The following is a 21,035-nucleotide window of genomic DNA, read 5'->3' as shown; positions in this document are numbered from 1 at the left end:
CGATTCCGTTTTCGAGCACTGATTTTTCAAGGAGGACCCATGACCGAACCCAGCCTGAACCAGTACGCGCCGCCGCTGGCCTACGTGGCCGACGCGCCGTCCAGCGCAGGCGTGGCGGAGCTGAAGCTGTTCTCGCACCAGGGCCGCATCGGCCGGCTGCGCTACCTGGCCTATGTCACGGCGGCGTCCGTGCTGCACAGTCTCGTCACCGGCGTGGTGACCGTGGTCGTCGTGAGCGCCCCCCCACTCGCGGTCCTTGCCTGGCTTCCCCTCGTCATCTTCCTCTGGTTCGCCGTCATCACTGGCATCAAGCGCTGCCACGACATGGACATCAGCGGCTGGTGGTCGCTGACGTCCATCATCCCGGTCATCGCGCTCGCCTGGGTCTTCTGGCCTGGCAGCCGCGACGCGAACCGCTACGGCCCGCCGCCGCCGCCCAATACCTGGGGCGTGCGCATCCTGGGCCTGCTGCTGCCGGTCATTGCCCTCGTGGGCATGCTCGCCGCCGTGGCGATCCCCCAGTACAAGCAATACACCGACCGCGCGCGCGCCGCGCAGGCTGCCAACCCGCGCTGACGCCGACGCCGCCGTCAGGCCCGCTGCGGGACGGCGGCGAGCTGCGCCGTCGTCGCGTGGCGATACGGCGCACAGAGCTGTTCGACGTATGCCTGGTGGCCCGGCAGGCCGCCTACCGTGCGGGACACCCGGACCTCGATGTCGCCGAGGAAGTTCTTCAGCTCGGGCGCGCCCATCAGGTCGGCCACCGGGTGGTAGCGCTGCGGCGAGACGCCCTGGCCCATCATGACCTGTATCCACGAGTTCTCGGCGAACAGCTCGTCGCTGGGGCGGAATACGCGGCCGCTCTCGCGGAACAGCTCAATGCGGTGGCGCAGCGTCGGCGGCAGGTCCATCTCGCGCACGTGCTTCCAGAGGTCGGAGTCGGTGCGTTCGTTGACGTGGTAATGCAGCACGATGAAGTCGCGGATGTGCTCCAGCTCGCGCCGGGATTGCTGGTTGAACTCGTCGCGGTCGGCCGGCTGCACGCCGCCGGCCGGGAAGGTCTGCATCAGCCGGATGGCGGCGCGCTGGATCAGGTGGATGCTGGTGGACTCCAGCGGCTCGACGAAGCCGCTGGCCAGGCCCACGGCGATGCAGTTGCGCTCCCACACCTTGGCGCGCTGGCCGGGGGTGAACTTCAGCACGCGCGGCTGGATCAGCAGCTCGCCTTCGACGTGGCGCTTCAGCACCTCGGGCGCGTCGGCGTCGCTGAGCTGCTTGCTGCTGTAGACCAGGCCGTTGCCGACGCGGTTCTGCAGCGGGATGCGCCATTGCCAGCCGAACGGGTGGGCGATGGCGCGCGTGTAGGGCCAGGCCTCGCGCACGGAGGCCGTCTGCACGGCGACCGCGCGGTCGCAGGGCAGCCAGTAGGACCAGTCCTCGTAGCCCACGCCCAGCGTCTCGCCGAGCAGCAGCGAGCGGAAGCCCGTGCAGTCGATGAAGAGGTCGCCGTCGATGCGGCTGCCGTCCTGCATCTGCAGCGCGGTGATGTCGCCGTCGCGGCCTTGCGGGCCGTCCTGCAGCACGGCGGCGATCTTGCCCTCGATGCGCTGCACGCCGAAGCGCTCGCTCATGGCGCGCAGGTACTTGGCGTAGCGGCCGGCGTCGAGGTGGTAGGCGTAGTTCAGCCGGTGGTTGGGCACGTGGGCGAAGCGGTTGGCGAACGCGGCCACCGTCTCGGGGTTGTAGGCGGCGTACTCCTTGGCGATGCCGGCAGCCCGGCCCTTGAGCCAGAAGTGCTGGAAGCCGGCGCTCCAGTGGTCGGTGCCGGTCGTGCCGAAGGAGTGGAAGTAGTTTTCGCCGATGGCCTTCCAGCCCTCGAAGTTGATGCCGAGCTTGAAGGTCGCGTTGGTCGCGGCCATGAACTCGGCCTCGCTGATGCCCAGCAGTTCGTGGAACGTCGTCAGCGCCGGGATGGTGGCTTCGCCGACGCCGACGGTGCCGATCTCCTCGGACTCGATGAGCTTGATGTCGAGCTGCTTGCCGAGCAGCTTGCTCATCAGCGCGGCCATCATCCAGCCGGCGGTGCCGCCGCCGGCGATGACGACGCGGCGGAAGGAAGAAGTGGAGGTGTTCATCGCTTGAGGTTGCTCAGGAGTTGCGCGCGCGCCTGGCGCGAGGTGATTTCGTCGGGCAGCTCCAGCAGGCCGCGTGCGGCCGGCGGGATGTGGGCCCAGGTGCTGTCGTCCGCCTCGAAGACGAAGTGCTGGAAGTGCGCCTGCCAGATGCGCCTTTCCTTCTCGGGCAGGTTGCGCATCGTCATCAGTGCAAGGTGCAGCGCGTTCAGCGGTGAGTCGACATAGCCGGGCGTCTGGCGCCACCAGGCGTTGATGAGCAGATTGACGGGCGACAGCCCCTCGATGTGGTGGAACCACATGCTGGGGATGAAGATGGCATCGCCGGGTTCCAGCTCGGCGACGAGGCCGGCATCGAGCGCCTGCGAGAAACGCGGGAAGCGCTCGAAGTCCGGCGCCGAGAAATCGACGAGGCTGATGGGCTGGCCGGCGGGCGTCGGGTCCAGCGGGCCCATGTAGAGGTTGTGGATCTGGTCGGGCGCGAACAGCGTGAAGCGGCGCCGGCCGGCGGCCACGACGGCGAGGTTGTCCGGCAGGTCGTAGTGCGCCGCGACGCGGCTGCGGTTGCCCAGCCACAGGCTGACGAGGGCCTCGCGCGCGCCGAGGCCCAGTCGGTTCAGGTCGAGGAAGCCGGGCAGCACGGCGTCGACCGTCGTCGAGCCGACGTAGAGCGCCGGCGGCTCGGGCGTGGCGGCCATGCCGAGCAGGCCCATGAGCACCTGGTCCAGCGTCGCGATGTGGCGCGTGAAGTTGAAGCTCGTCAGCGTCTCGTCGGCGTAGAAGGCGCGTCCCCTGGCCTCGGGCGGCAGCTGGAACAGGCCCACGCGCATGCCCTGGTAGAAGCCCATCAGGTGCGCCGCCAGCGCATCGTCGGACTGGCGTGCGGCCTGCACGACGGGCCAGTGCGCGAAGCCGCCGCGCACGACGAAGGGCTGGTCACCGGTCAGCAGCTCGGCGGGCAGGTCGTCGGGGTCGAAGCGGCCCGTCCAGGCGGGGATGTCGCGCATGGTCAGCGGGCGAGGCGACCCTGCCGGTCGATGAGGCCTTGCAGCTGCGACAGGGACGCCATCTGCATGTAGATGGGCAGCAGATGGCCGTCGCGCTGCAGCGCTTCGAGTGCGGCGCCGGGCAGGGCGGCGAGGCGGTCTTCCTCGATGGTGTACAGGCCCGACAGCCGGCTCTGCTCGCCGTCCGGGCGCTCGATGTCGAGGACGAAGGGCTCCAGCAGCTGATGGCGGGTCAGCGCGTCGATGAAGGTGGGCAGCTGCTGCGCGTGCGCGTGCAGGTGCTCCAGCAGGCTGACGACATGGTCCAGGTACTCGCTGTGGCCGCCGTGCGGCATGAAGATGGCCGTGCCGACTTCGCCCTCCTCGGGCCTGACGATGCGCGGGCTGTCCAGGTCGACGTGCAGTTGCAGGTTGTCGCCGTTGCGGCCGATCAGGAAGGGGTCGCGCTGCAGCGCCATGGGCATGACGGGGGCATCCCAGCCGTGCTCGGTCAGGAACAGGTTCTGACCTTCCTCCAGGCCGAACAGCGCGACGGGCTGGAAGCTGCTGCCATCCGGGCCGTCGACCTGCTGGAAGACGATGGGGAAGTGGGCCTGCAGCTGGCGGAACTCGGCCGGCAGGGCCAGCGCCGAGGAGCGCGCGTCGCCCAGGGCGGCGGAGCGTCCGGTGTGCAGGCGCAGGTGGCGGTGGGTGACGTTGTCGAGCAGGGCGGGGCGGGTCATCGGGCGGGGCTCTGGGCGTGGATGTGGTCGATCAGGCTGCGATGGCCGGGCAGTCCGGACAACAGGCGGCGGGCCTGGCGGGCGGATTCGTCGAAGCAGGCCTGGGCGGCTTGCAGCCTGGCGGCGGAGAGGGGCGGGGCGTCCGAGCGGAAGCCCATGCCGTAGAGGATGTACTGGTAGCTGGCCGACGGGAAGACCTCGTCGATGCGGCCGAAGTCATGCCGTGCCGGCGGGCGCAGCCGCCACTGCGGCAGCAGCTCGCGCAGGCGCTCGGGCCAGGTGGCCGGGTCGCGGTGGGCGCGCCAGTAACTGCTGTCGTCGCGCTGGCTGAGCGCGTAGTGCAGCTTCAGGAAGTCGATGACGCGGGCCCAGCGGTAGCCGAAGTCGTCGTTGAAGCGGCAGGCCACGGCGTCCATCGTCGCGCGCGTCATCGGCAGCTCGTCACAGAGCCGCGTGGCGGACAGTTCCACCAGCGCCAGCGCGGAGGCCTCCAGCGGTTCGATGAAGCCCGACGACAGGCCGATGGCAACGCAGTTGCGCACCCAGAAGCGCTCGCGATAGCCAGGGTCGAAGCGGATGGGCCGTGGCGTGGGGCGCTCGGGTGGTGCGCCGGTGGCGTCGAGATAGGCCTGCAGCGCGGCCTGGGCTTCGTCGTCGCTGGCGTGGGCGCGCGAGTAGACGCAGCCCACGCCGCGCCGCGTGGGCAGGCCGATGTCCCAGATCCAGCCCTTGGCCCAGGCGGTGGCGACGGTGACCGACGCGATGGGCGCGCCGGGCGTGGCGTAGGGCACCTGCACGGCCAGCGCGGCATCGTTGAACAGCACTTCGCGCTCGCTCTTCAGCGGCACGCCGAAGTGCTGACCGATGAGGCGGGACGCGAGGCCGGAGCAGTCGATGAAGAGGTCGGCGGCCAGCGGGCCGTGCTCGCGCGTCTGCAGCGCGGCGATGTCGCCGTTCTCGTGCGGCAGCACGGCGTCGACGTGGTCGACGACATGGCGCACGCCGAGGTGGGCGATGGCGTGGTCGCGCAGCGCCTGGCCGAACAGGCCGGCGTCGAAGTGATAGGCGTAGTTGGCGACGGCGCCGAACTCGGGCGTCTGCACCTGGCGGGGCGCGAGGCCGGCCTCGCAGACCTGCACGCTGGGGCTGGCGACGTCGGCGAACGGGCGCGTGGACGCCGTGGCCAGCCACGCGGCGGCGAGGTCGGCATCGCCGTAGCCGACCGGCAGCATGAAGGGGTGGTAGTAGCGGTCGCCGTCGGCGCCTGCAGTGCCATGCGCCCAGCCGTCGAAGCGTGAGCCCTGCTTGAAGGACACCTCGCAGCGGCGCACGAAGTCGGCCTCGGACAGACCGATGCGGCGCAGCGTGTCGCGCATGCTGGGCCAGGTGCCTTCGCCGACGCCGATGGGCGGCGTGGCGGGGGATTCGACCAGCGTGATGCGCAGCCCGCCGCGCGGCTCGCCATGCTCGGCGGCCAGCAGCGCGGCCACCAGCCAGCCGGCCGAGCCGCCACCCAGCACCACGATGTCACGCAGTCGGTTGTCCACCAGGGGCTCCCACAAACAAAAAGGGCCGCTCGTGCGGCCTCGCCAATGCGGCGAACAAGGACGGCACCCCAGAGCGAAAGCGCCGTCGAACCAGACTGTGCCTCAGCAGGGGCTGCCGGGATGCCCCGACTTTCCTGGATCTCCGCGGGGGAGACGGGGCCAGGCGCAGAGCTCGGCCCCCCGAGGCTTCAAGTTCAGAACTTGTAGCGGGCGCCGATCATCACGCGACGGCCCAGCTGCGTCACGCTGCCGATCTGCAGCGCGTCACGCATCTGTGTGCGTGTGTACTGGTCGGTCAGGTTGATCGCTTCCAGCTGGAAGGACAGGTGGTTGTTGTAGGCATAGCCCAGTGCGACGTCCACCTGGCCGTAGGGCTCGGTGTACAGCGGCTGCGCACCTTCTGCACCGCCGTAGTTGCCGGACAGGTACTTGCCGCGCCAGTTGTAGGCCACGCGGGCGCTGTAGGTGGAGTCTTCGTAGAAGGCCACCACGTTGCCCGAGTCGCCCAGGCCGACCAGTGCCGTGCCGGTCTGGTCGCCGAGCGTGCCGTTCTTGTACGTCAGCCCCGAACGTACGCGGGTGAAGTTGATGGAGCCACCGAAGCCGTTGCTGAAGGTGTGCTGGAAGTTCAACTCGATGCCGTTCAGGCTCTTCTTGTCGCTGCTGTTGGACGGCGTGGTCATCTTGAACACCAGCGTCGGGTCAGAGGGCTGGCCGGTAATGGTGCCGATCGGCTTGCCGCTCGGATCGGTACCGGTCACGCTCACGCCCGCGGCCGTCGGATGCTTGGTGAAGATGTATTGGCTGATACAGGTGAGGTCGCTCACGCCGCAGCCGCCGGTCGACACCGCTTCGTTGAACAACGCGCCCATGGCGGGCGTGTGCACGTCGTACGGCGACGCGTTGACGACGGTCGACGAGATGTAGTTGGTGATGGACTTGTGGAAGAAGCTCGCCGCGATGTAGCTGCCCTTGGCGTAGTAGTGCTCGGCGGAGAAGTCGAAGTTGTTGGACTTCAGCGGCTTCAGACCCGGATTGCCCATGCTGCCGGTGTCGCCGTCGACGCGGCCGACGAGGTCCGTCGTCCGGCCACCCTGGATGGACGCCCAGCCCGGGCGACCGATGGTGGAGCCGTAGCTGATGCGCAGCTTGGTGTTGGTGGTCACGTCGGCCGACAAGTCGATGGACGGCAGGAAGTAGGCGTACTTGCCCTTGGCGTCCGCAGACGTCGAGTTGGGGCTGTACACCAGGCCGAACTCGTTGCCGCCGTTCCAGACGACGGAGGTCGGCGGCGTCTCCCGGCTCGGCGAATCGACGTTGGTGCGCTCGTAGCGGCCACCCACCGCGGCGTCGAATGGAATGCCTCCCATCTCCCAGCCGCGGTTGTACTGCAGGTACAGCGCCTGCGACTTTTCCGTCGTGCGGAAATCCTGGACGCTGGAGGTGATGTTGTTCGGGTCGGCCGCCAGCTTGGCGCCATAGCCTTGCGAGTTGTCGAAGTCGAACGAGGCCAGGTAGGGCAGGCTGGAGCCGAGCGTCTTGATGGCGGCGTTGCGGACGTCGTCGAAGTTGAAATAGAAGAACTTGTTGAACAGCGCCGGGTTGCCGGAGCCCGGGATGCGGCTGAAGTACCTGCTGATGGTGTCGGCGTGCCAGATGCTGTCGGGCATGGCGGCGGGGCCGCCCGAGCTGCCGCCGCCCCAGACGTTGCGCTGCACGACGGTGTAGGCAGAGCGGTTGTTCACCTTCGTCAGGCTCAGACCGAAGTCCAGGCCGCTGTCGTCGTCGATCTTCCAGTGACCCTTGCCTTGCCACTGGTCGATCTGGTCGCGCTGGTAGCTGTTGCTGAACGCCGAGCCCTGCAGCTCCATCAGCGACGGGTCGAGCTGCGTGCCCTTGATGGAGAGCACCGGGAACTTCTGGCTGAAGTCGACTGAGGTGTCGCCGCGGTTCATCGACGCGGTGCCGATGGTGACGCTGGTGCCCAACGGGTCGTCCGCGCCTGAAGTGGCGCTGGAGTGGTGCCCGTCGAGTTCGAAGGTCAGTGCGTTGGTGGGCTTCCATTGCAGGTTGAAGCCCAGCGACTTGTTCTGGTTCTTGGTCTTGACGCGGGACGTGCCCATGGCCACGTCGGAGCCGCTCATGTGCTCGCCGTAGACGATGGGCGAGGCGATGGCACCCGTTTCGTAGGAGCCGAACTGATTGCCGAAGCCGAACCAGGCCGAGATGTCGTTGCGTGTCTGGCGGAACTTCTGCTCCGACATCGTGTAGTCCAGCGTCGCCACCGTGTCCTGGGTCGGTCGGGCCTGCAGCACGAGCTGGCCATTCGTGCGTTCGCGGTGAATGCCCGTGAACGAGTAGGCAAACGACTGCGGCACGCTGTAGATGGAGTTGACGGACGGCCGGTTCGTGATCTCTGTCGACGTGGCGGGCAGGCCGCCGTAGACGGCGTTGGAGCCGCTCCAGTTGTTGTCCTTGATGCCGGCGAAGGACTTCCAGCCGTTGTTCGCTGCGGCCGAGTTGTAGCCCGAGTCACGCTCCTGATAGCTGCCGATCAGTGCGATGCCGAACTTGCCGTCGGCGAACTGCGTGCTGTAGATGCCGGAGACCTCGGGCGTGGCGTTCTTGCCCTTCTCGGGCTCCGGCAGGCGCTGGGCGGACTCGTCCTTGACCATCTTCACGCCGAAGCTGGCGACGGTGTCCTTGCGGTCGAAGGGGCGCGGCGTGCGGATGTTGATCGTGGCGCCCATGCCGCCCGTGGGGCTGGAGGCGCGGCTGGTCTTGTAGACCTCCAGCGCCGACACGCCTTCGGAGGCGAGGTTGGAGAAGTCGAAGGAGCGCGAGCTGGGCGCGCTGCCGTCGATGTTGGAGCCGGGCATCTGGCGGCCGTTGAGCAGCACGAGGTTGTAGTCCGGGCCCATGCCGCGCACGGTGACCTTGGTGCCTTCGCCGTTGGCGCGGTCGATGGACACGCCGCTGATGCGCGACATGGCCTCGGCGAGGTTGGTGTCCGGGAACTTGCCGATGTCTTCGGCCACGATGCCATCCACCAGGCCCGAGGCGTGGCGCTTCAGGTTGACCGACGACTCCAGGCTCTGGCGGATACCCGTGACAACCACGGTCTCAAGCGTCTGTGGGGCGCTGGCAGCAGCACCGGGCGCGGGCGCAGCGGCCTGGGCTTGCGCCGCGGCGCTGGCGAACAGCAGGCCGCTGGCGGCTGCCAGGCTCGTGAGGCGAAGGGCAGGACGAAGCTGTCTCATTCAGTTGTCTCCAGGTTGATCTTCTGATGCTGTGATACGAAAAACTGAAAGCGCTTTCAAGAATACGCCATTGGAAGCGCTTTCAACCTAGGCAACACCCTTGGTCTGCGGCCCGACGGCAACGTCGGGCGGAAGCGACCAAAAGATGTCGGCACGCCGCAGCCATGGCCTTGGAATGCCCGTCCAGACTGGGTTGGCAGGCCGGCGGCATGGCGGGCGCGGATAGCTCCGGGTTGAAAACTAACCCCGGGGCAAAAGTGCTTGAAAGCGCTTTCAAATAATGATGCGGCAGGTCCCGGAGGGTCGGCTACATGGTTTACCCGTGCCGAACAACAGTCGGCGCATGGGCGGGTGGGCCGGCGCGCGCCGGCCGGTGGCTCAGCGCTGCATCCGCCGCGTGCTCTCGCGCACGACCAGCTCCGGCCCCGGCAGCGTGGCCTTGGGCTGGCTGCCGCGCAGCATGTCCAGCATGGCCTTGGCGGCTTCGGTGCCGATCTCGTAGACGGACTGGCGCACCGTGGTCAGCGGCGGCATGGAGTAGCGCGCCATGATGAGGTCGTCGAAGCCGACGAGGGAGACGTCGTCGGGCACGCGCAGGTTGCGCCGGTGCAGGCCCAGGCAGGCGCCGATGGCCATCTGGTCGTTGGACGCGAACAGCGCCGTGAAGTGCGTGTCGCGTTCCAGCAGCCGGCTGACGGACAGCATGCCGCCGGCCTCGGTGTAGTCGCTCTGCACGATGAGGTTGGGGTCTTGCGCGATGCCGGCCGCGGCCAGCGCGTCGAAGTAGCCGTTCTGGCGCTCGACCGCGTCGTCGTGCAGCAGGTCGCCGGCGATGAAGGCGATGCGGCGGTGGCCCTGCTCCACGAGGTGTTGCGTGGCCAGCCGCGCACCCTCGCGGTTGTCGAAGCTGAAGCTGAACAGCTGTGGCCCGCTGAGCTGGCGTCCGACGACGACGACGGGCAGGTTGTCCGACACCTTGGCCAGCTCGGCGTCGGCGATGCGGCCGGCCAGCACGATGACGCCGTCGACGCGGCGCGACAGCAGCGTCTCGATGGCCTTGCGCTCGTCGTCCTCGTGCCAGTTGCCGGACACGAACAGCGGCACGTAGCCGGCGCGTTCGAGCTCGCGCTCGATGCCCAGCAGGGCTTCGCCGTAGAACGGGCTGGAGATGATCTGCGTGACGACGCCGATGGACAGCGTCTTGCCGCCGGCGAGGCCGCGGGCGACCGGGTTGGGCCGGAAGCCCAGCTCCTGGATGGCCGCGTGCACCGCGTCCTTCTTGACCTGGCTGACGGCGGCCGTGCCGTTGAGGATGCGCGACACCGTGCTGGGCGACACGCCAGCCAGCTCCGCCACCTGCTCCAGCGTGACGACACCGTCCGGGCGGCTTGAAGGCGCTTTCTTGGCGGAGGTGGGCTTGTCGTTCATCGGCTGGGGCGGGGCGATGGGGCGAAGTGTAGGTGCGGTGTCACGCGATCCGTGGTGGGGTTGCCGCTGGGTGGCCCGCAGCGTTGCGGGCATCTCGTCAATTTTGACGCTGCACGTGAAAGCGCTTTCAATGATCAACAAAAAAAGCCCGGCGCGACCTAGGCAACACCCTGACGGATGCGGGCCTAGGGGGCCGGGCTGTCAATTCGCCGGGAGGAGGCCGGCGCGGGAGACGTGAGGTTGCTTACTTCCAGGGCGCGTTCTGCAGCGCCGGGTCGTCGACGAGGTTGAGCAGGCCGGCGGCCTTCTTGCCGATGCTGCCGGGCGAGGCCAGCGCCGCACTGCCGCAGCTGCCGGACGCCGTCTTCAGCGCCTGCCACAGCATGGCGCCGTCGCGCGGGTTGCGGTTGGCCAGCGTGCTGGTCGTCACCGCGTTCAGGTAGCGCTCCACCGAGTAGGGCTGGTTGATGGTGGCGCCGTAGCTGTTCTGCAGGATGACCGAGCCGGTGCACTGCGCGTCGGCGTTGTTGACGACCAGTTGCCCGCCGGCCCAGCCCTCGGGCGCGGTCTCGAAACCGATGGACACGATGGTGCTGCTCGGGAACAGCTGGCGATACTGCTTCCACGCGGTCACGCCGTCGTAGTGCTCGTAGCGTGCGTCGTAGCTCATGATGTTGACGATGTCGAACGCGGTCTTCAGCGCCGGGTAGCTGCTGATGAGCAGGCGTTCGCCGCCCGCCTTGCCGCCCCAGTAGCTGACCCCCACGCCGGCGCACTGCGGGTCGTTGGCGGTGGCGCCGGTGCAGTCCGATCCGGACGACCAGGCGGCCACCGTCAGGATGCGTCCACCGCCGGCCAGGTCCACGGCCTTGCGCATGGCCTTCACCGCGCCGGCGTAGGCATCGGTGGTGATGCCGTCGACCTCGTAGTCCACGTCCAGCCCGTCGAAGCCGACGTCCTTCAGCAGGTTGGACAGCGCCGTGATCGTCGCGCCGCTGCCCGCCTGGCCTTCGGCCGACAGCGTGCTCCAGCTGTTGTAGGTGGCGCCACCCACGGCCAGGATGACCTTGATGTTGCGGGCGTGAAGCACATCGATGGCGGCCTTGATGTCCGACGGCCGGCCGTTGAAGTTGATGCCGGTGCCCGACCAGTTGTTGGCCGCCATGCCGCCCCACGTGAAGTTGGGCTGCGCGAACGCGGCGACCACATGCGTGTAGTTGGCCGGGATGCGCGCGAAGTTGCTGGCCTGGAAGACGCCGTTCAGGTCCTTGCCGGTGGCATCGAACCAGTTGTCGCTCCACGTCGGGTAGTAGACCGTGTAGGCGCGGCCGGCCTGGTTGGCCGACTTGGCGGCCGGATCGGTGAGGCCCGGCGCCGGCGCCGGTGCGGGCGAGGGCGACGGGCTGGGGCTGGGCGACGGAGATGGGGACGGGGACGGAGACGGCGAGGGGCTCGGGCTGGGTGAAGGCGACGTCGTGCAAACGCCCTGCGACGTCCAGGGCTGGCCGCTGCCGGTCGGGCCGCTGCTGGTGGCGGGGTCGTTGCCCTGGGTCCACCAGTTGGCCTTGTAGTTGGTCGTGCCCTTGCTGGCGATGTCACCGCCGTTGTAGGCCTTGGTGCTGACCCAGGCTGCGGCGCAGTTGCCGCTCGGTGCGGGGGCGGGCGAGGGCGCAGGTGTCGGTGCCGGCGTGGGGGCGGGCGTCGGCGCCGGTGTCGGGGCCGGCGACGGTGCCGGGCCGGAGGCGGCGCCGATGTCGGTCCACAGCGACGCGTTGGTCGGGTTCCAGCCGGTCGAGGCGTAGTCCGTCTGGTTGACAGTCGCGCGGTAGAGACGGCCGCTGTAGGTCACGACGGTGCCGGCCGTGTAGTACACGTCGGGCGCCCAGGTCGGGTAGGTCTGTGCGCCGGCACTGAGGGCGAAGGCGGCGGCAGAGATGGCGGCGAGGCGGCGCAGCTGATGCACCGGGATGCCGAGGGTGGGTTGCTTCATGGGAGACGTCCTGTGCTTTGAAAGCTCTGGAAAGGCTCGTTGAAAGGCGAACACCCCTCGGGGTGCCGCCGGCGGCTGGGCCTGCCGCTCCGTGCAGGCTCTTGGAGTTGGCTTCAACTGGTATTTATCCAGTTTGCGACTTCTGCCACCTCTTGAATACCACTTTGCTAACCGCCACGTTCCACGTCACCGGTGGAAACCCGCGATCGGGTGACAAGACGTTGCCGCTGTCCCGGAAGCCAGGGGCAAGGCCTTGCGCCAGCCTTCGTCAGAAGCGGGCCTAGGGTTTGTGCTGCTGGGGCAGGCAATCGGCCGAGGCACAATCTTGAAAGCGCTTTCAAGATCATGCCTGCCCCTAACTTCCTCCCTCGCCGCCACCTGCTCGCCGCCGCCGTCGGCGGGGCGGTGGAACTGGCCGCCCGCCCGGTGCTGGCTTCGTCCGAGCCGACGCCGCTGACCGTTGCCGCCTTCCCCCTCGTCGATGTCATCGTCAAGGATTTGCTGAAGGGCTGGAGCCAGCGCCATCCGGAGGTGCGTGCCGAGGTCATCAGCCGCCAGTACGACGACCATCACACGGCGATGACGACAGCGCTATCGACGTCCGGCCACCTGCCCGACGTCATCGCGCTGGAAACCAGCTACCTGGGCCGCTTTTCGCTCGGCACGGGGCTGGAGGATCTGTCGGCGCCAGCCTTTGGCGCCGAGCGCTTCAAGGAGCGCTTCGTGCCGTTCGCCATCGACACGGCGCGCAACCGTGACGGTGCCATCGTCGCCATGCCCAGCGATATCGGCCCCGGCTCGCTGTTCTACCGCGTCGACCTGCTGGCCCAGGCCGGGCTCAAGGAGTCGGACCTGACGCGTTCGTGGGAGGGCTACGTCGAGGCCGGTGCACAGTTGAAGGCGAAGACCGGCGCCTACCTGATCGGCGACGTGCGGCTGCTCAAGGACATCGTCGTGCGCGCGGGCACGCCGCCCGGCGAGGGCTATTTCTTCGACAACCAGGGCCGCGCGCAGATCACGTCGCCACGTTTCGTGCGCGCCTTCGAGCTGGCCAGGAAGGTGCGCCAGCTAGGCCTGGACGCACGCGTGGAGGTCTGGTTCAACGACTGGGCCGAGATGCTCAAGCGGGGCCGCCTCGCCACCGAGATCTCCGGCGGCTGGATGGCGGGCCAGATGGCCAACTGGGTCGCGCCCGGCACGGCCGGCAAGTGGCGCGTGGCGCAACTGCCCGAGAACACGTACTGCTCCTACGGCGGCACCTACTACGCCATCCCGCGCCGCTCGGCACCCGAGAAGAAGCAGCTCGCCTGGCAGCTGATCCAGGAGCTGACGCTGGACCGCCAGCGCCAGCTCGACGCCTTCCGCTCGCAGGACGCCTTCCCCGCGCTGCTGGCCGCGCAGGACGATCCGTTTTTCGACCAGCCCGTTCCCTTCCTGGGCGGCCAGCATGCGCGCGTGCTGTGGCGCGACGCGGCGCACCGCATCCCCGTCGTCAAGATGCACAAGCAACAGAAATTCGCCGACGAGGTCGTCAACGCCGAGCTCGACAACGTGCTCGAGTACGGCAAGCCCATCCCGCAGGCGCTGGAAGATGCGCAGGCCTTGCTGGTCCACCGAGCGAACCGCTGATGAGATTCCATGTCCCTTCCGGATGGGCGCCGTACATCCTGGTCAGCCCCTTCCTGATCCTGTTTGCCGTCTTCGGCCTGTTCCCGCTGCTGTTCTCCGCCTGGCTGGCCTTCCAGTCCTGGGAGCCGACCAGCGGCATCGAGGCGATGAAGTTCGTCGGCCTGGACAACTTCGTGTTCGCGCTGACCGACGGCTGGTTCTGGAAGGCGCTGAAGAACACGCTGTGGCTGGCCGTCGCGTCCGGCGTGCCGCAGCACCTCGTCGCGCTGCCGCTGGCGGTGTTCCTGCACCAGGCCTTCGGGCGCTGGCGCGGCGTGTTCTCGGGCGCCTACTTCCTGCCCTACATCACGTCCACGGTCGCTATCGCGATGCTGTTCGGCTCGCTGTTCTCCACCGACTACGGCCTCGTGAACCAGGCGTTGCACGCGCTGTTCGGCACTGAGAACATCAACTGGATGCGCTCGCCCGACGCCATCAAGCCGGCCGTGGCCATCATCGTGTTCTGGCGCTACGTGGGCTTCAACCTCGTGCTCTACCTCGCCGCGCTGCAGACGATCCCGCACGACCTCTACCAGGCCGCCAAGCTCGATGGCGCCGGCCCCTGGCAGCAGTTCCTGCGCATCACGCTGCCGGGGCTCAAGCCCATGATCCTGTTCGGCGTCACGCTGTCCATCATCGGCGGGCTGCAACTGTTCGAGGAGCCCTTCATCCTGACCAACGGCAAGGGCGGCGCCGACCAGCAGGGCATGACGGTGGCCATGTACCTCTACCGCCTGGCCTTCGACTTCAGCGACTTCGGCGGCGCCAGCGCGCTGGCGTGGATCATGTTCGGCCTCATCGCGCTGCTGACCTGGCTGACGAACAAGGCGTTTGCGGACCGGCAGGTGCAGGCATGAAGAAGACACCCAAGCTGCTGGCCTACGCCATCGTTGGCATCGGCGCGCTGTTCATGCTGGCGCCGTTCTATTTCATGTTCGTGTTCGCGACGCAGTCGCGCACCGACATCTTCAACGTGCCGCCGCCGCTGTGGTTCAGCGGCGAGCTGCTGAACAACCTCAAGGTGCTCACCACCCGTCTGCCGTTCTGGAAGAACGTCGGCTGGAGCCTGTACGTGGGCCTGATGTCCACGGGGCTCACGCTGCTGTTCTGCTCCATGGCCGGCTATGCGTTCGCGATGCTGGAGTTCCGTTTCAAGAAGGCGCTTTTCGCGCTCGTCATGGCGACCATGATGGTGCCCAGCTTCATGAACATGATCCCCAGCTTCATGGTCATGGACGCACTGGGCTGGATCGACACGCACCGCGCGCTCTACCTGCCGGGCGCGGCAAGCGCGTTCGGCATCTTCCTGATGCGCCAGTTCGCGGCCAGCACCGTGCCGAAGGAGCTGCTGAGCGCCGCGCGCATCGACGGCGCGAGCGAGCTGGGCATCTACTGGCGCATCGCGCTGCCGCTGATGAAGCCCGCGCTCGGCACGCTGGGCCTCATCACCTTCATCAGTTCGTGGAACAACTTCATGAACCCGCTGATCGTGCTGCGCAGCGCCGACAACTACACGCTGCCCCTCGCGCTGCGCAGCCTGTTCAGCACCACCAGCACCGAGTGGGGCGCGCTGATGGCGGGCTCTGCCATCGCCACGCTGCCGCTGATCGTCCTGTTCGTCATCTCGTCGCGCCAGCTGATCGCGGGCCTGACCGCTGGCGCCGTCAAGTAAAGCAAGAAGAACCTGCTCATGTCATCCCTTCCCCTGCACCGCCAGTTCCCGTCCAACTTCGTCTGGGGCGTGGCCACCAGCAGCTTCCAGATCGAAGGCGCCGCGCATGAAGACGGCAAGGGCGAGTCCATCTGGGACCGCTTCTGCCAGCAGCCCGGCGCCATTGCCGACGCGAGCAACGGCGACGTGGCCTGCGACCACTTCCACCGCCTGGAAGAAGACCTCGACCTCATCGCCTCGCTGGGCGTCAACGCCTACCGCTTCTCCATCGCCTGGCCGCGTGTGCAGCCGCTGGGCTACGGCGAGTTCAACCCCAAGGGCCTGGACTTCTACGAGCGCCTCGTCGACGGCCTGAAGGCCCGCGGCATCCAGGCTTGGGCGACGCTGAACCACTGGGACCTGCCGCAAGGCCTGCAGGACCGTGGCGGCTGGAACGACCGCGACACGGTGCACCGCTTCGTCGACTACGCCCGCCACGTGCAGGCCCGCCTCGGCGATCGCCTCGACGGCATCACGACGCACAACGAGCCCTGGGTCGTCGCGACGCTGGGCCACGACCAGGGCATCTTCGCGCCCGGCATCAAGAGCCGCAGGATCGCCGCGCAGGTCTCGCACCACCTGCTGCTGTCGCACGGCCTGGCGCTGCAGGCGCTGCGGGCCGATGGCGCCAAGAGCCAACTGGGCATCGTGCTGAACCTCGCGTCCTGCGTGCCGGCAACGGCCATGCCCGCCGACATCGCCGCCGCCAAGCTGGCCGACTCGCGCGGTCGCCGCTGGTATGCCGACCCGCTGTTCAAAGGCGCCTATCCGGAAGACGTGCTGGCCGAGCTGGGTGCGGACGCGCCGGTCGTGCAGCCCGGCGACATGGCCCACATCGCGCAGCCGATGGACTACCTGGGCGTCAACTACTACACCCGCAGCGTCGTGTCGGCCAGCGGCGAGGAATGGAACGCCAAGGGCCGCGGACTGCCCGTGTCGGACATGGACTGGGAGATCTACCCGCAAGGTCTGACCGACCTGCTCGTGCTGCTGAAGCAGGACTACGCCCAGTTGCCGCCCGTCTATGTGACCGAGAACGGCGGGGCGTTCAAGGACGACGCCGTCGTGTTGGGCCGCGTGCAGGACGACGACCGCACCGACTACCTGCGCACGCACATCGCCGCCGTTGCCAGCGCGCTGCAGCAGGGCGTGCCGATGGCGGGCTACATGGTCTGGAGCCTGATGGACAACTTCGAATGGGCCAGCGGCTACCTGAAGCGCTTCGGTATCGTGCACGTCGACTACGGCACGCAGTCGCGCACGCCCAAGGCCAGCGCCGAGTGGTACCGGAACTTCCTCGAAGCCTGGCGCGCCTGAACAGAAAAATTCAACACCTGGAGACCCGAGCGATGAACACCATGACCCTGCCGCCCCGCCCCTGGCGCCACCTCCTGCCCGTCGCGGCCTTCGTGCTGACTGCCTGTGGCGGCGGCGGTGGCTCGGCCACGGCCGCGACGCCCACCGCCCAGACCCCCGCGCCGGCTCCGGCCGCCTCGGCGCCTGCGCCGTCCAACACCTGGACGCTGGTCTGGAGCGACGAGTTCAACGGTGCCGCCGGCACCGTGCCCGACGCGAAGAACTGGAACTACGACCTCGGCAACGCCGAGAACAGCGGCTGGGGCAACCACGAGCTGGAGTACTACACGTCCAACCCGCGCAACGCGCAGCTGGACGGCAACGGCATGCTGGTCATCACCGCCGAGAAGGCCACCAACCCCGGCCCCTGCTGGAATGGTTCGCAGTGCCCCTACACGTCGGCCCGCATCCAGACGAGCGGCAAGGTCAACTTCACCTACGGCAAGGTCGAGGCCCGCATGAAGCTGCCGGCCGGCAAAGGCATCTGGCCGGCGTTCTGGAGCTTGGGCCAGACGGGCCAGTGGCCGGCGTCGGGCGAAATCGACGTCATGGAATACGTCGGCCAGACGCCCAACACCACCTACGGCACCGCGCACGGCACCGGCTACTCGGGCGCGCAGGGCATCGGCAAGCCGTATGACTTCGGCAAGCCGGTGGCCGACGACTTTCACACCTACACCATCGTCAAGCGGCCCAACGAGATCATCTGGTACGTCGACGGCGTGCAGTACCACCGCCTGACGCCAGCCGACATTCCCGCCAGCGGCACCTGGGTGTTCGAGAAGCCCTTCTTCGTCATCCTCAACCTGGCCATCGGCGGCGACTGGCCCGGCTCGCCGGACGCGACGACGCCGCTGCCGGCGCAGATGCTGGTCGACTGGGTGCGGATCTACAAAGAGAACTGACGCCCCTCGCCCAGTCTCGCGCCGCTGAACGCGGGCGAGTCTGGTCCGGACCGCACTGCGGCCAGAGGCCGCAGTGCTTCGGCAGGCACGACAAGTCCTCAGGACTTGCCGTGTCCGGCCTCAGCCCCCGAGGGGACGGCGATGCAAGCGGCATTGAGCCGCTTGCACATCGCCTGCGGGCCGGCTTGGGGCGGCCCGGCGCCGGTCCGCGGAAATGCAGAACCGAGGGCGTCTTCAGACGCCGTCGATGCGCACGCTGATGCCGCCGGCCGTGTAGGTCGTCGTGACCTTGCTGAAGCCGGCCACCGACACCGCCGTGAAGCGGCCGCCGCGCTGGGCACCGGTGGTCATCACCGTCAGCGTGTCGCCGACGGCAGGCTTGTAGGTGCCGGCGAAGCCGATGCTCAGCGTGCCGTCCACGACGACGAAGTTGCCGTTGACCTTGAGGCCACCGTTCGTCGCGCTGCTCATGACCAGCTTCAGCGCGCCGCTGGCCTGCGTGTAGGCGCCGCCGATGGCGAGCACGCCCGGGGCCGCGCTTTCCAGCGTGCCGCCCTTCACGTACACATCGCCGCTGCCCAGGGCCGCCGTCGAGTCCGCGCCCAGCGTCCCGGCCGTGATCACGGTGCCGCCGGTGAAGGTGTTGTTGCCGGACAGGCGCAGCGTGCCGGTGCCGAGCTTGGTGAGCTTGCCCTTGCCGGCGATGTCGTTGCGCCAGCTGTCCAGCGCCGAGAAGCCGCCCAGCGTGGAGTCCATCGTCACGGCCACGTCGCCGTTGAACGCGCCGTAGCCGTCCGCGGCGGCAAACAGGTTCAGGCGGCCCCAGCCCTCGCCGTCGTTGCCCAGCGGGTAGCCGGAGTCCAGTGCGGTGGTCTTCAGCACGACGCGGCGTTGGTCGGCGCTCAGGTAGGGCAGGCGTGTCTCCAGCAGCACCTCGGCGCCCTTGGGCACCGTGGCCGCCACGCCGACGGCGTTGATCTGCGGCATGCCATAGGTCAGGCGCTTCAGGTAGGCGGCCTTGTTGGCGGTGCGGTCGGCGAAGCGGTCGTAGTCGGCGCTGGTCGTGTCGCTGGTCTTGACCGTGTGCGCGTAGGTGTTCAGCGCGTTGAAGTCGCTCGCGCCGGCCTTGGTCTTGAGGTAGCTTTGGGCCTGCGCGAAGGCCGCGCTCTTGACGGTGCTCGTGTAGTACGCGGCGCTGCTCAGGCTGTAGGCGACGACGGCCGTGGCGTGCACGCGGCCACCCATCACGTCCAGCGGCGAGTGCATGCCGGCGAGGATGCGGTTCTCGCCCATTTCCATCGCGCGGCTGACCAGCTCCTGGTAGCGCTGCGGCACCAGGTAGGCCATGGCCAGCGTGTCGCGCCAGGCCTCGGCGGTGTGGCCGCTGGGGAAGCCGCCGTCGGTGGCGGGCGTGCCGCTCTTGGCCGACTCCAGCGCCGGCACGACCTTCACGTCGCTGCTCCAGCGCCAGGGGCGGGCGTACTTGTAGAAGCGCTTGGGCGGCTCGGTCGAGCCGTCGGCGATGTTGTTGATGAAGTCCACGGCCAGGCCCAGGTCGGCATTGGTCGCCGAGCCCACGCCGACGTTGTTGCCGCCGTCGTTGACGACCGGGGTCACCGGCTGCGTGGCGTCGACCGAGGCAATGGTGGAGGTCTGCTGCGCGCCGGCGCGCCACAGGCTGGTCAGCGGGCCCATGCCGTCGCTGACGCTGTAGCCCTTGTTGCGGCGGTCGTCCAGGTACGCGGCCAGCGCCTGCGCGGCGGTGCGAGCCTGCGTCGCCGTCTTCACGTAGTCGATGTTGGCGGCGTGCACGGTGGCGTTCTTGACCTTGCCGTCCGTCGCGTCGCCGGGGATGCCGGTCCAGGTGGAGGCCGTGACGGCCGGGCAGCCGTTGGCGGCGGCCAGCGTCACGCCGGCGTCCACCGCCAGCGAGCTGGGCGTCCACACGTCCAGGAAGCCCTGCAGCACGCGCACGCCGGCATTGGTGTCCAGCGTCACGTTGCAGGGGTTGCTGCGGCTGTTCGTCGCACCGGTGTCCACGTAGGCCGTCGTCGACGGCAGGGCGGCGGTGTCAGCGGTGCCAAGGCCTGCGGGCTCGGCGGCCGGTGCGATGTAGGGATCGACGCCATTCCCGTCGCAGCCGGCGAGGGCCAGGGCCGCCGAGACGGCCAGCGTGAGCGCGTGGACGCGGGGCAGGGGATGGGCGAGAGACAGAGAGCGCATGAAGGAACAGTCCGGTTACTGCAAAAAGCCCGGCATTCTTCAAGTCGTCGATGACGCCGGCATGTCAGCGTTGTCGGTCGCCGCCAGGTCGGGGCCGGCTCGCCGAGCTCGAACCCGAAGAAGGGCCCTGTGCGGTCACCTTGCGGCGCAAGACGCGCACGTCGACGACCGAGCGTTCGTTGCGGTCCAGGTTCACCGCGGCCTGGCCGGCGACATCCGCGCCAACGGGACGCTCCCGCTTCGACTCGGCCCAGTCCATGGCGCTCCCGCCCGCTTGCCAGGTCAGCGCTTCGGCCTTGGCTTCGCCAGGCCGCCGACCGGGGGCTTATTCGCGCCGGAAGGCGATCTCGACGTCCACCGTGCGTGGCTGCGGCAGCGGGGCGAAATGCCACTGCAGGATGGCGTCGGTGGCGGGGCGGGCCAGGCGCAGCGGTACGTCGGCGGCGGCTTCGGCCTTGCTCACGCTGCCATCGGCCTCCACCGTGAAGCGCACCGTGACCTTGCGGGAGCCCCCCACGAGCGTGGCCTGCGCCGAGCGTGACAACACGGGCGCGACGAAGTTGCGCAGCTGCAGCGCGACCTCGTCGCGGTCGTCGGCCTCGGGCTCGGTTTCGGGGACAGGTGTTGCCACGGCCGGGGCCGGGTTGGCGGGTGGCGCGCCGAAGGTGGCCGCCGGCTGTTCGGTCGCAGGCGTCGGCGTCGGGTCCATGGCGGGCTGCGGGCTCGCGACGTGCGCCATAGGGGCGGGGTCCGGCGGCGCCGGCTCGGCCGCCGGTGCCACGCTCGCCGCCTCCGCGGAGCGAGCCGTGTTCGCTGGTCGTTGCGGACTGGGCACCGGAGGCTTGCGCGGCCTTTCGGCCGGCTCGGCCGCCGGCCGGGTCTTGACCGTCTGGAACTTGATGAAGCTGAGGACCTTCTCCGCGTCGCGCTGGGCGCGTTCGAGGTCGGTCATCGCCGGCGCCTGCGCGCCGCCTAGCAACGGAAACACCAAGCTCAGGGCGGCCAGCAGACGCGGCAGTCGGGCGGGTTCGGACATGAAGGAAACGATGGGTGCGGGAGGCGCAGGCGACATGCAAGAGCCATTCC

Annotated in this window: 15 protein-coding genes; 6 read left to right on the top strand and 9 right to left on the bottom strand. The window is 68.6% G+C overall.

The genetic code is table 11. The annotated features are described in order from the left end of the window. Positions 1–39 precede the first annotated feature (39 nt). Positions 40–576, top strand: a complete 537-nt coding sequence (locus tag ACG04R_RS18740) for a DUF805 domain-containing protein (protein WP_394414198.1) — start codon at positions 40–42, stop codon at positions 574–576. Positions 577–590: 14 nt separating this feature from the next. Here ACG04R_RS18740 and ACG04R_RS18735 read toward each other — a convergent pair whose 3' ends face one another. From ACG04R_RS18735 to ACG04R_RS18705, 7 genes are all read right to left on the bottom strand, one after another. Continuing rightward, positions 591–2,135 (bottom strand): tryptophan halogenase family protein, encoded by a 1,545-nt coding sequence (locus tag ACG04R_RS18735; protein ID WP_394414196.1) that lies wholly within the window; start codon positions 2,133–2,135, stop codon positions 591–593. Continuing rightward, on the bottom strand, positions 2,132–3,139 hold the full coding sequence (locus tag ACG04R_RS18730; RefSeq protein WP_394414193.1) for a cupin-like domain-containing protein: 1,008 nt from the start codon (positions 3,137–3,139) through the stop codon (positions 2,132–2,134). The genes ACG04R_RS18735 and ACG04R_RS18730 overlap by 4 nt, the downstream gene beginning before the upstream one ends. Positions 3,140–3,141: 2 nt before the next feature. Further along, positions 3,142–3,861 (bottom strand): SapC family protein, encoded by a 720-nt coding sequence (locus tag ACG04R_RS18725; protein WP_394414191.1) that lies wholly within the window; start codon positions 3,859–3,861, stop codon positions 3,142–3,144. After that, positions 3,858–5,408, bottom strand: a complete 1,551-nt coding sequence (locus tag ACG04R_RS18720; RefSeq protein ID WP_394414188.1) for a tryptophan halogenase family protein — start codon at positions 5,406–5,408, stop codon at positions 3,858–3,860. Before ACG04R_RS18720 ends, ACG04R_RS18725 begins: the two co-directional genes overlap by 4 nt. Before the next feature lie 194 nt (positions 5,409–5,602). After that, positions 5,603–8,668, bottom strand: a complete 3,066-nt coding sequence (locus ACG04R_RS18715) for a TonB-dependent receptor (RefSeq protein WP_394414185.1) — start codon at positions 8,666–8,668, stop codon at positions 5,603–5,605. A 378-nt stretch (positions 8,669–9,046) separates the two neighbouring features. After that, entirely contained in the window at positions 9,047–10,096 is a 1,050-nt protein-coding gene (locus ACG04R_RS18710; RefSeq protein WP_394414182.1) for a LacI family DNA-binding transcriptional regulator, read from the bottom strand. Between the two features lie 244 nt (positions 10,097–10,340). Further along, positions 10,341–12,086, bottom strand: a complete 1,746-nt coding sequence (locus ACG04R_RS18705; protein ID WP_394414179.1) for a glycosyl hydrolase family 18 protein — start codon at positions 12,084–12,086, stop codon at positions 10,341–10,343. Positions 12,087–12,431: 345 nt separating this feature from the next. Between ACG04R_RS18705 and ACG04R_RS18700 the strand changes: the two genes are divergently transcribed. From ACG04R_RS18700 to ACG04R_RS18680, 5 genes are read left to right on the top strand one after another with little or no spacing between them, the layout of a single operon-like run. After that, positions 12,432–13,715: an ABC transporter substrate-binding protein gene (locus tag ACG04R_RS18700; RefSeq protein WP_394414175.1), complete on the top strand. Its 1,284-nt coding sequence runs from the start codon at positions 12,432–12,434 to the stop codon at positions 13,713–13,715. Further along, positions 13,715–14,611 (top strand): carbohydrate ABC transporter permease, encoded by an 897-nt coding sequence (locus tag ACG04R_RS18695; RefSeq protein ID WP_394414172.1) that lies wholly within the window; start codon positions 13,715–13,717, stop codon positions 14,609–14,611. Before ACG04R_RS18700 ends, ACG04R_RS18695 begins: the two co-directional genes overlap by 1 nt. Further along, complete coding sequence (locus ACG04R_RS18690; RefSeq protein ID WP_394414169.1) at positions 14,608–15,426, top strand: carbohydrate ABC transporter permease; 819 nt, start codon at positions 14,608–14,610, stop codon at positions 15,424–15,426. Before ACG04R_RS18695 ends, ACG04R_RS18690 begins: the two co-directional genes overlap by 4 nt. An 18-nt stretch (positions 15,427–15,444) precedes the next feature. After that, positions 15,445–16,782 (top strand): GH1 family beta-glucosidase, encoded by a 1,338-nt coding sequence (locus tag ACG04R_RS18685; RefSeq protein WP_394414166.1) that lies wholly within the window; start codon positions 15,445–15,447, stop codon positions 16,780–16,782. 32 nt (positions 16,783–16,814) lie between these two features. Continuing rightward, positions 16,815–17,726, top strand: a complete 912-nt coding sequence (locus ACG04R_RS18680; RefSeq protein WP_394414163.1) for a glycoside hydrolase family 16 protein — start codon at positions 16,815–16,817, stop codon at positions 17,724–17,726. A 234-nt stretch (positions 17,727–17,960) separates the two neighbouring features. Here ACG04R_RS18680 and ACG04R_RS18675 read toward each other — a convergent pair whose 3' ends face one another. Next, entirely contained in the window at positions 17,961–19,949 is a 1,989-nt protein-coding gene (locus tag ACG04R_RS18675; RefSeq protein ID WP_394414160.1) for an acid phosphatase, read from the bottom strand. Positions 19,950–20,274: 325 nt separating this feature from the next. Then, positions 20,275–20,985 (bottom strand): energy transducer TonB, encoded by a 711-nt coding sequence (locus ACG04R_RS18670; protein WP_394414157.1) that lies wholly within the window; start codon positions 20,983–20,985, stop codon positions 20,275–20,277. Between the last annotated feature and the right edge of the window lie 50 nt (positions 20,986–21,035).

The organism is Pelomonas candidula, assembly GCF_043555985.1.
GTDB classification, from domain to species: Bacteria; Pseudomonadota; Gammaproteobacteria; order Burkholderiales; family Burkholderiaceae_C; genus Pelomonas; species Pelomonas candidula.
The sequence above is the reverse complement of the archived record's forward strand: the minus strand, read 5'-3'. Positions and strand labels throughout refer to the sequence as shown.

Bases quoted from the DNA above. Each gene is read 5' to 3' on its own strand.
- ACG04R_RS18740 (WP_394414198.1), top strand. From the start codon at position 40: ATGACCGAACCCAGCCTGAACCAGTACGCGCCGCCGCTGGCCTACGTG.
- ACG04R_RS18735 (WP_394414196.1), bottom strand. From the start codon at position 2,135: ATGAACACCTCCACTTCTTCCTTCCGCCGCGTCGTCATCGCCGGCGGC.
- ACG04R_RS18730 (WP_394414193.1), bottom strand. From the start codon at position 3,139: ATGCGCGACATCCCCGCCTGGACGGGCCGCTTCGACCCCGACGACCTG.
- ACG04R_RS18725 (WP_394414191.1), bottom strand. From the start codon at position 3,861: ATGACCCGCCCCGCCCTGCTCGACAACGTCACCCACCGCCACCTGCGC.
- ACG04R_RS18715 (WP_394414185.1), bottom strand. From the start codon at position 8,668: ATGAGACAGCTTCGTCCTGCCCTTCGCCTCACGAGCCTGGCAGCCGCC.
- ACG04R_RS18710 (WP_394414182.1), bottom strand. From the start codon at position 10,096: ATGAACGACAAGCCCACCTCCGCCAAGAAAGCGCCTTCAAGCCGCCCG.
- ACG04R_RS18705 (WP_394414179.1), bottom strand. From the start codon at position 12,086: ATGAAGCAACCCACCCTCGGCATCCCGGTGCATCAGCTGCGCCGCCTC.
- ACG04R_RS18700 (WP_394414175.1), top strand. From the start codon at position 12,432: ATGCCTGCCCCTAACTTCCTCCCTCGCCGCCACCTGCTCGCCGCCGCC.
- ACG04R_RS18695 (WP_394414172.1), top strand. From the start codon at position 13,715: ATGAGATTCCATGTCCCTTCCGGATGGGCGCCGTACATCCTGGTCAGC.
- ACG04R_RS18690 (WP_394414169.1), top strand. From the start codon at position 14,608: ATGAAGAAGACACCCAAGCTGCTGGCCTACGCCATCGTTGGCATCGGC.
- ACG04R_RS18685 (WP_394414166.1), top strand. From the start codon at position 15,445: ATGTCATCCCTTCCCCTGCACCGCCAGTTCCCGTCCAACTTCGTCTGG.
- ACG04R_RS18680 (WP_394414163.1), top strand. From the start codon at position 16,815: ATGAACACCATGACCCTGCCGCCCCGCCCCTGGCGCCACCTCCTGCCC.
- ACG04R_RS18675 (WP_394414160.1), bottom strand. From the start codon at position 19,949: ATGCGCTCTCTGTCTCTCGCCCATCCCCTGCCCCGCGTCCACGCGCTC.
- ACG04R_RS18670 (WP_394414157.1), bottom strand. From the start codon at position 20,985: ATGTCCGAACCCGCCCGACTGCCGCGTCTGCTGGCCGCCCTGAGCTTG.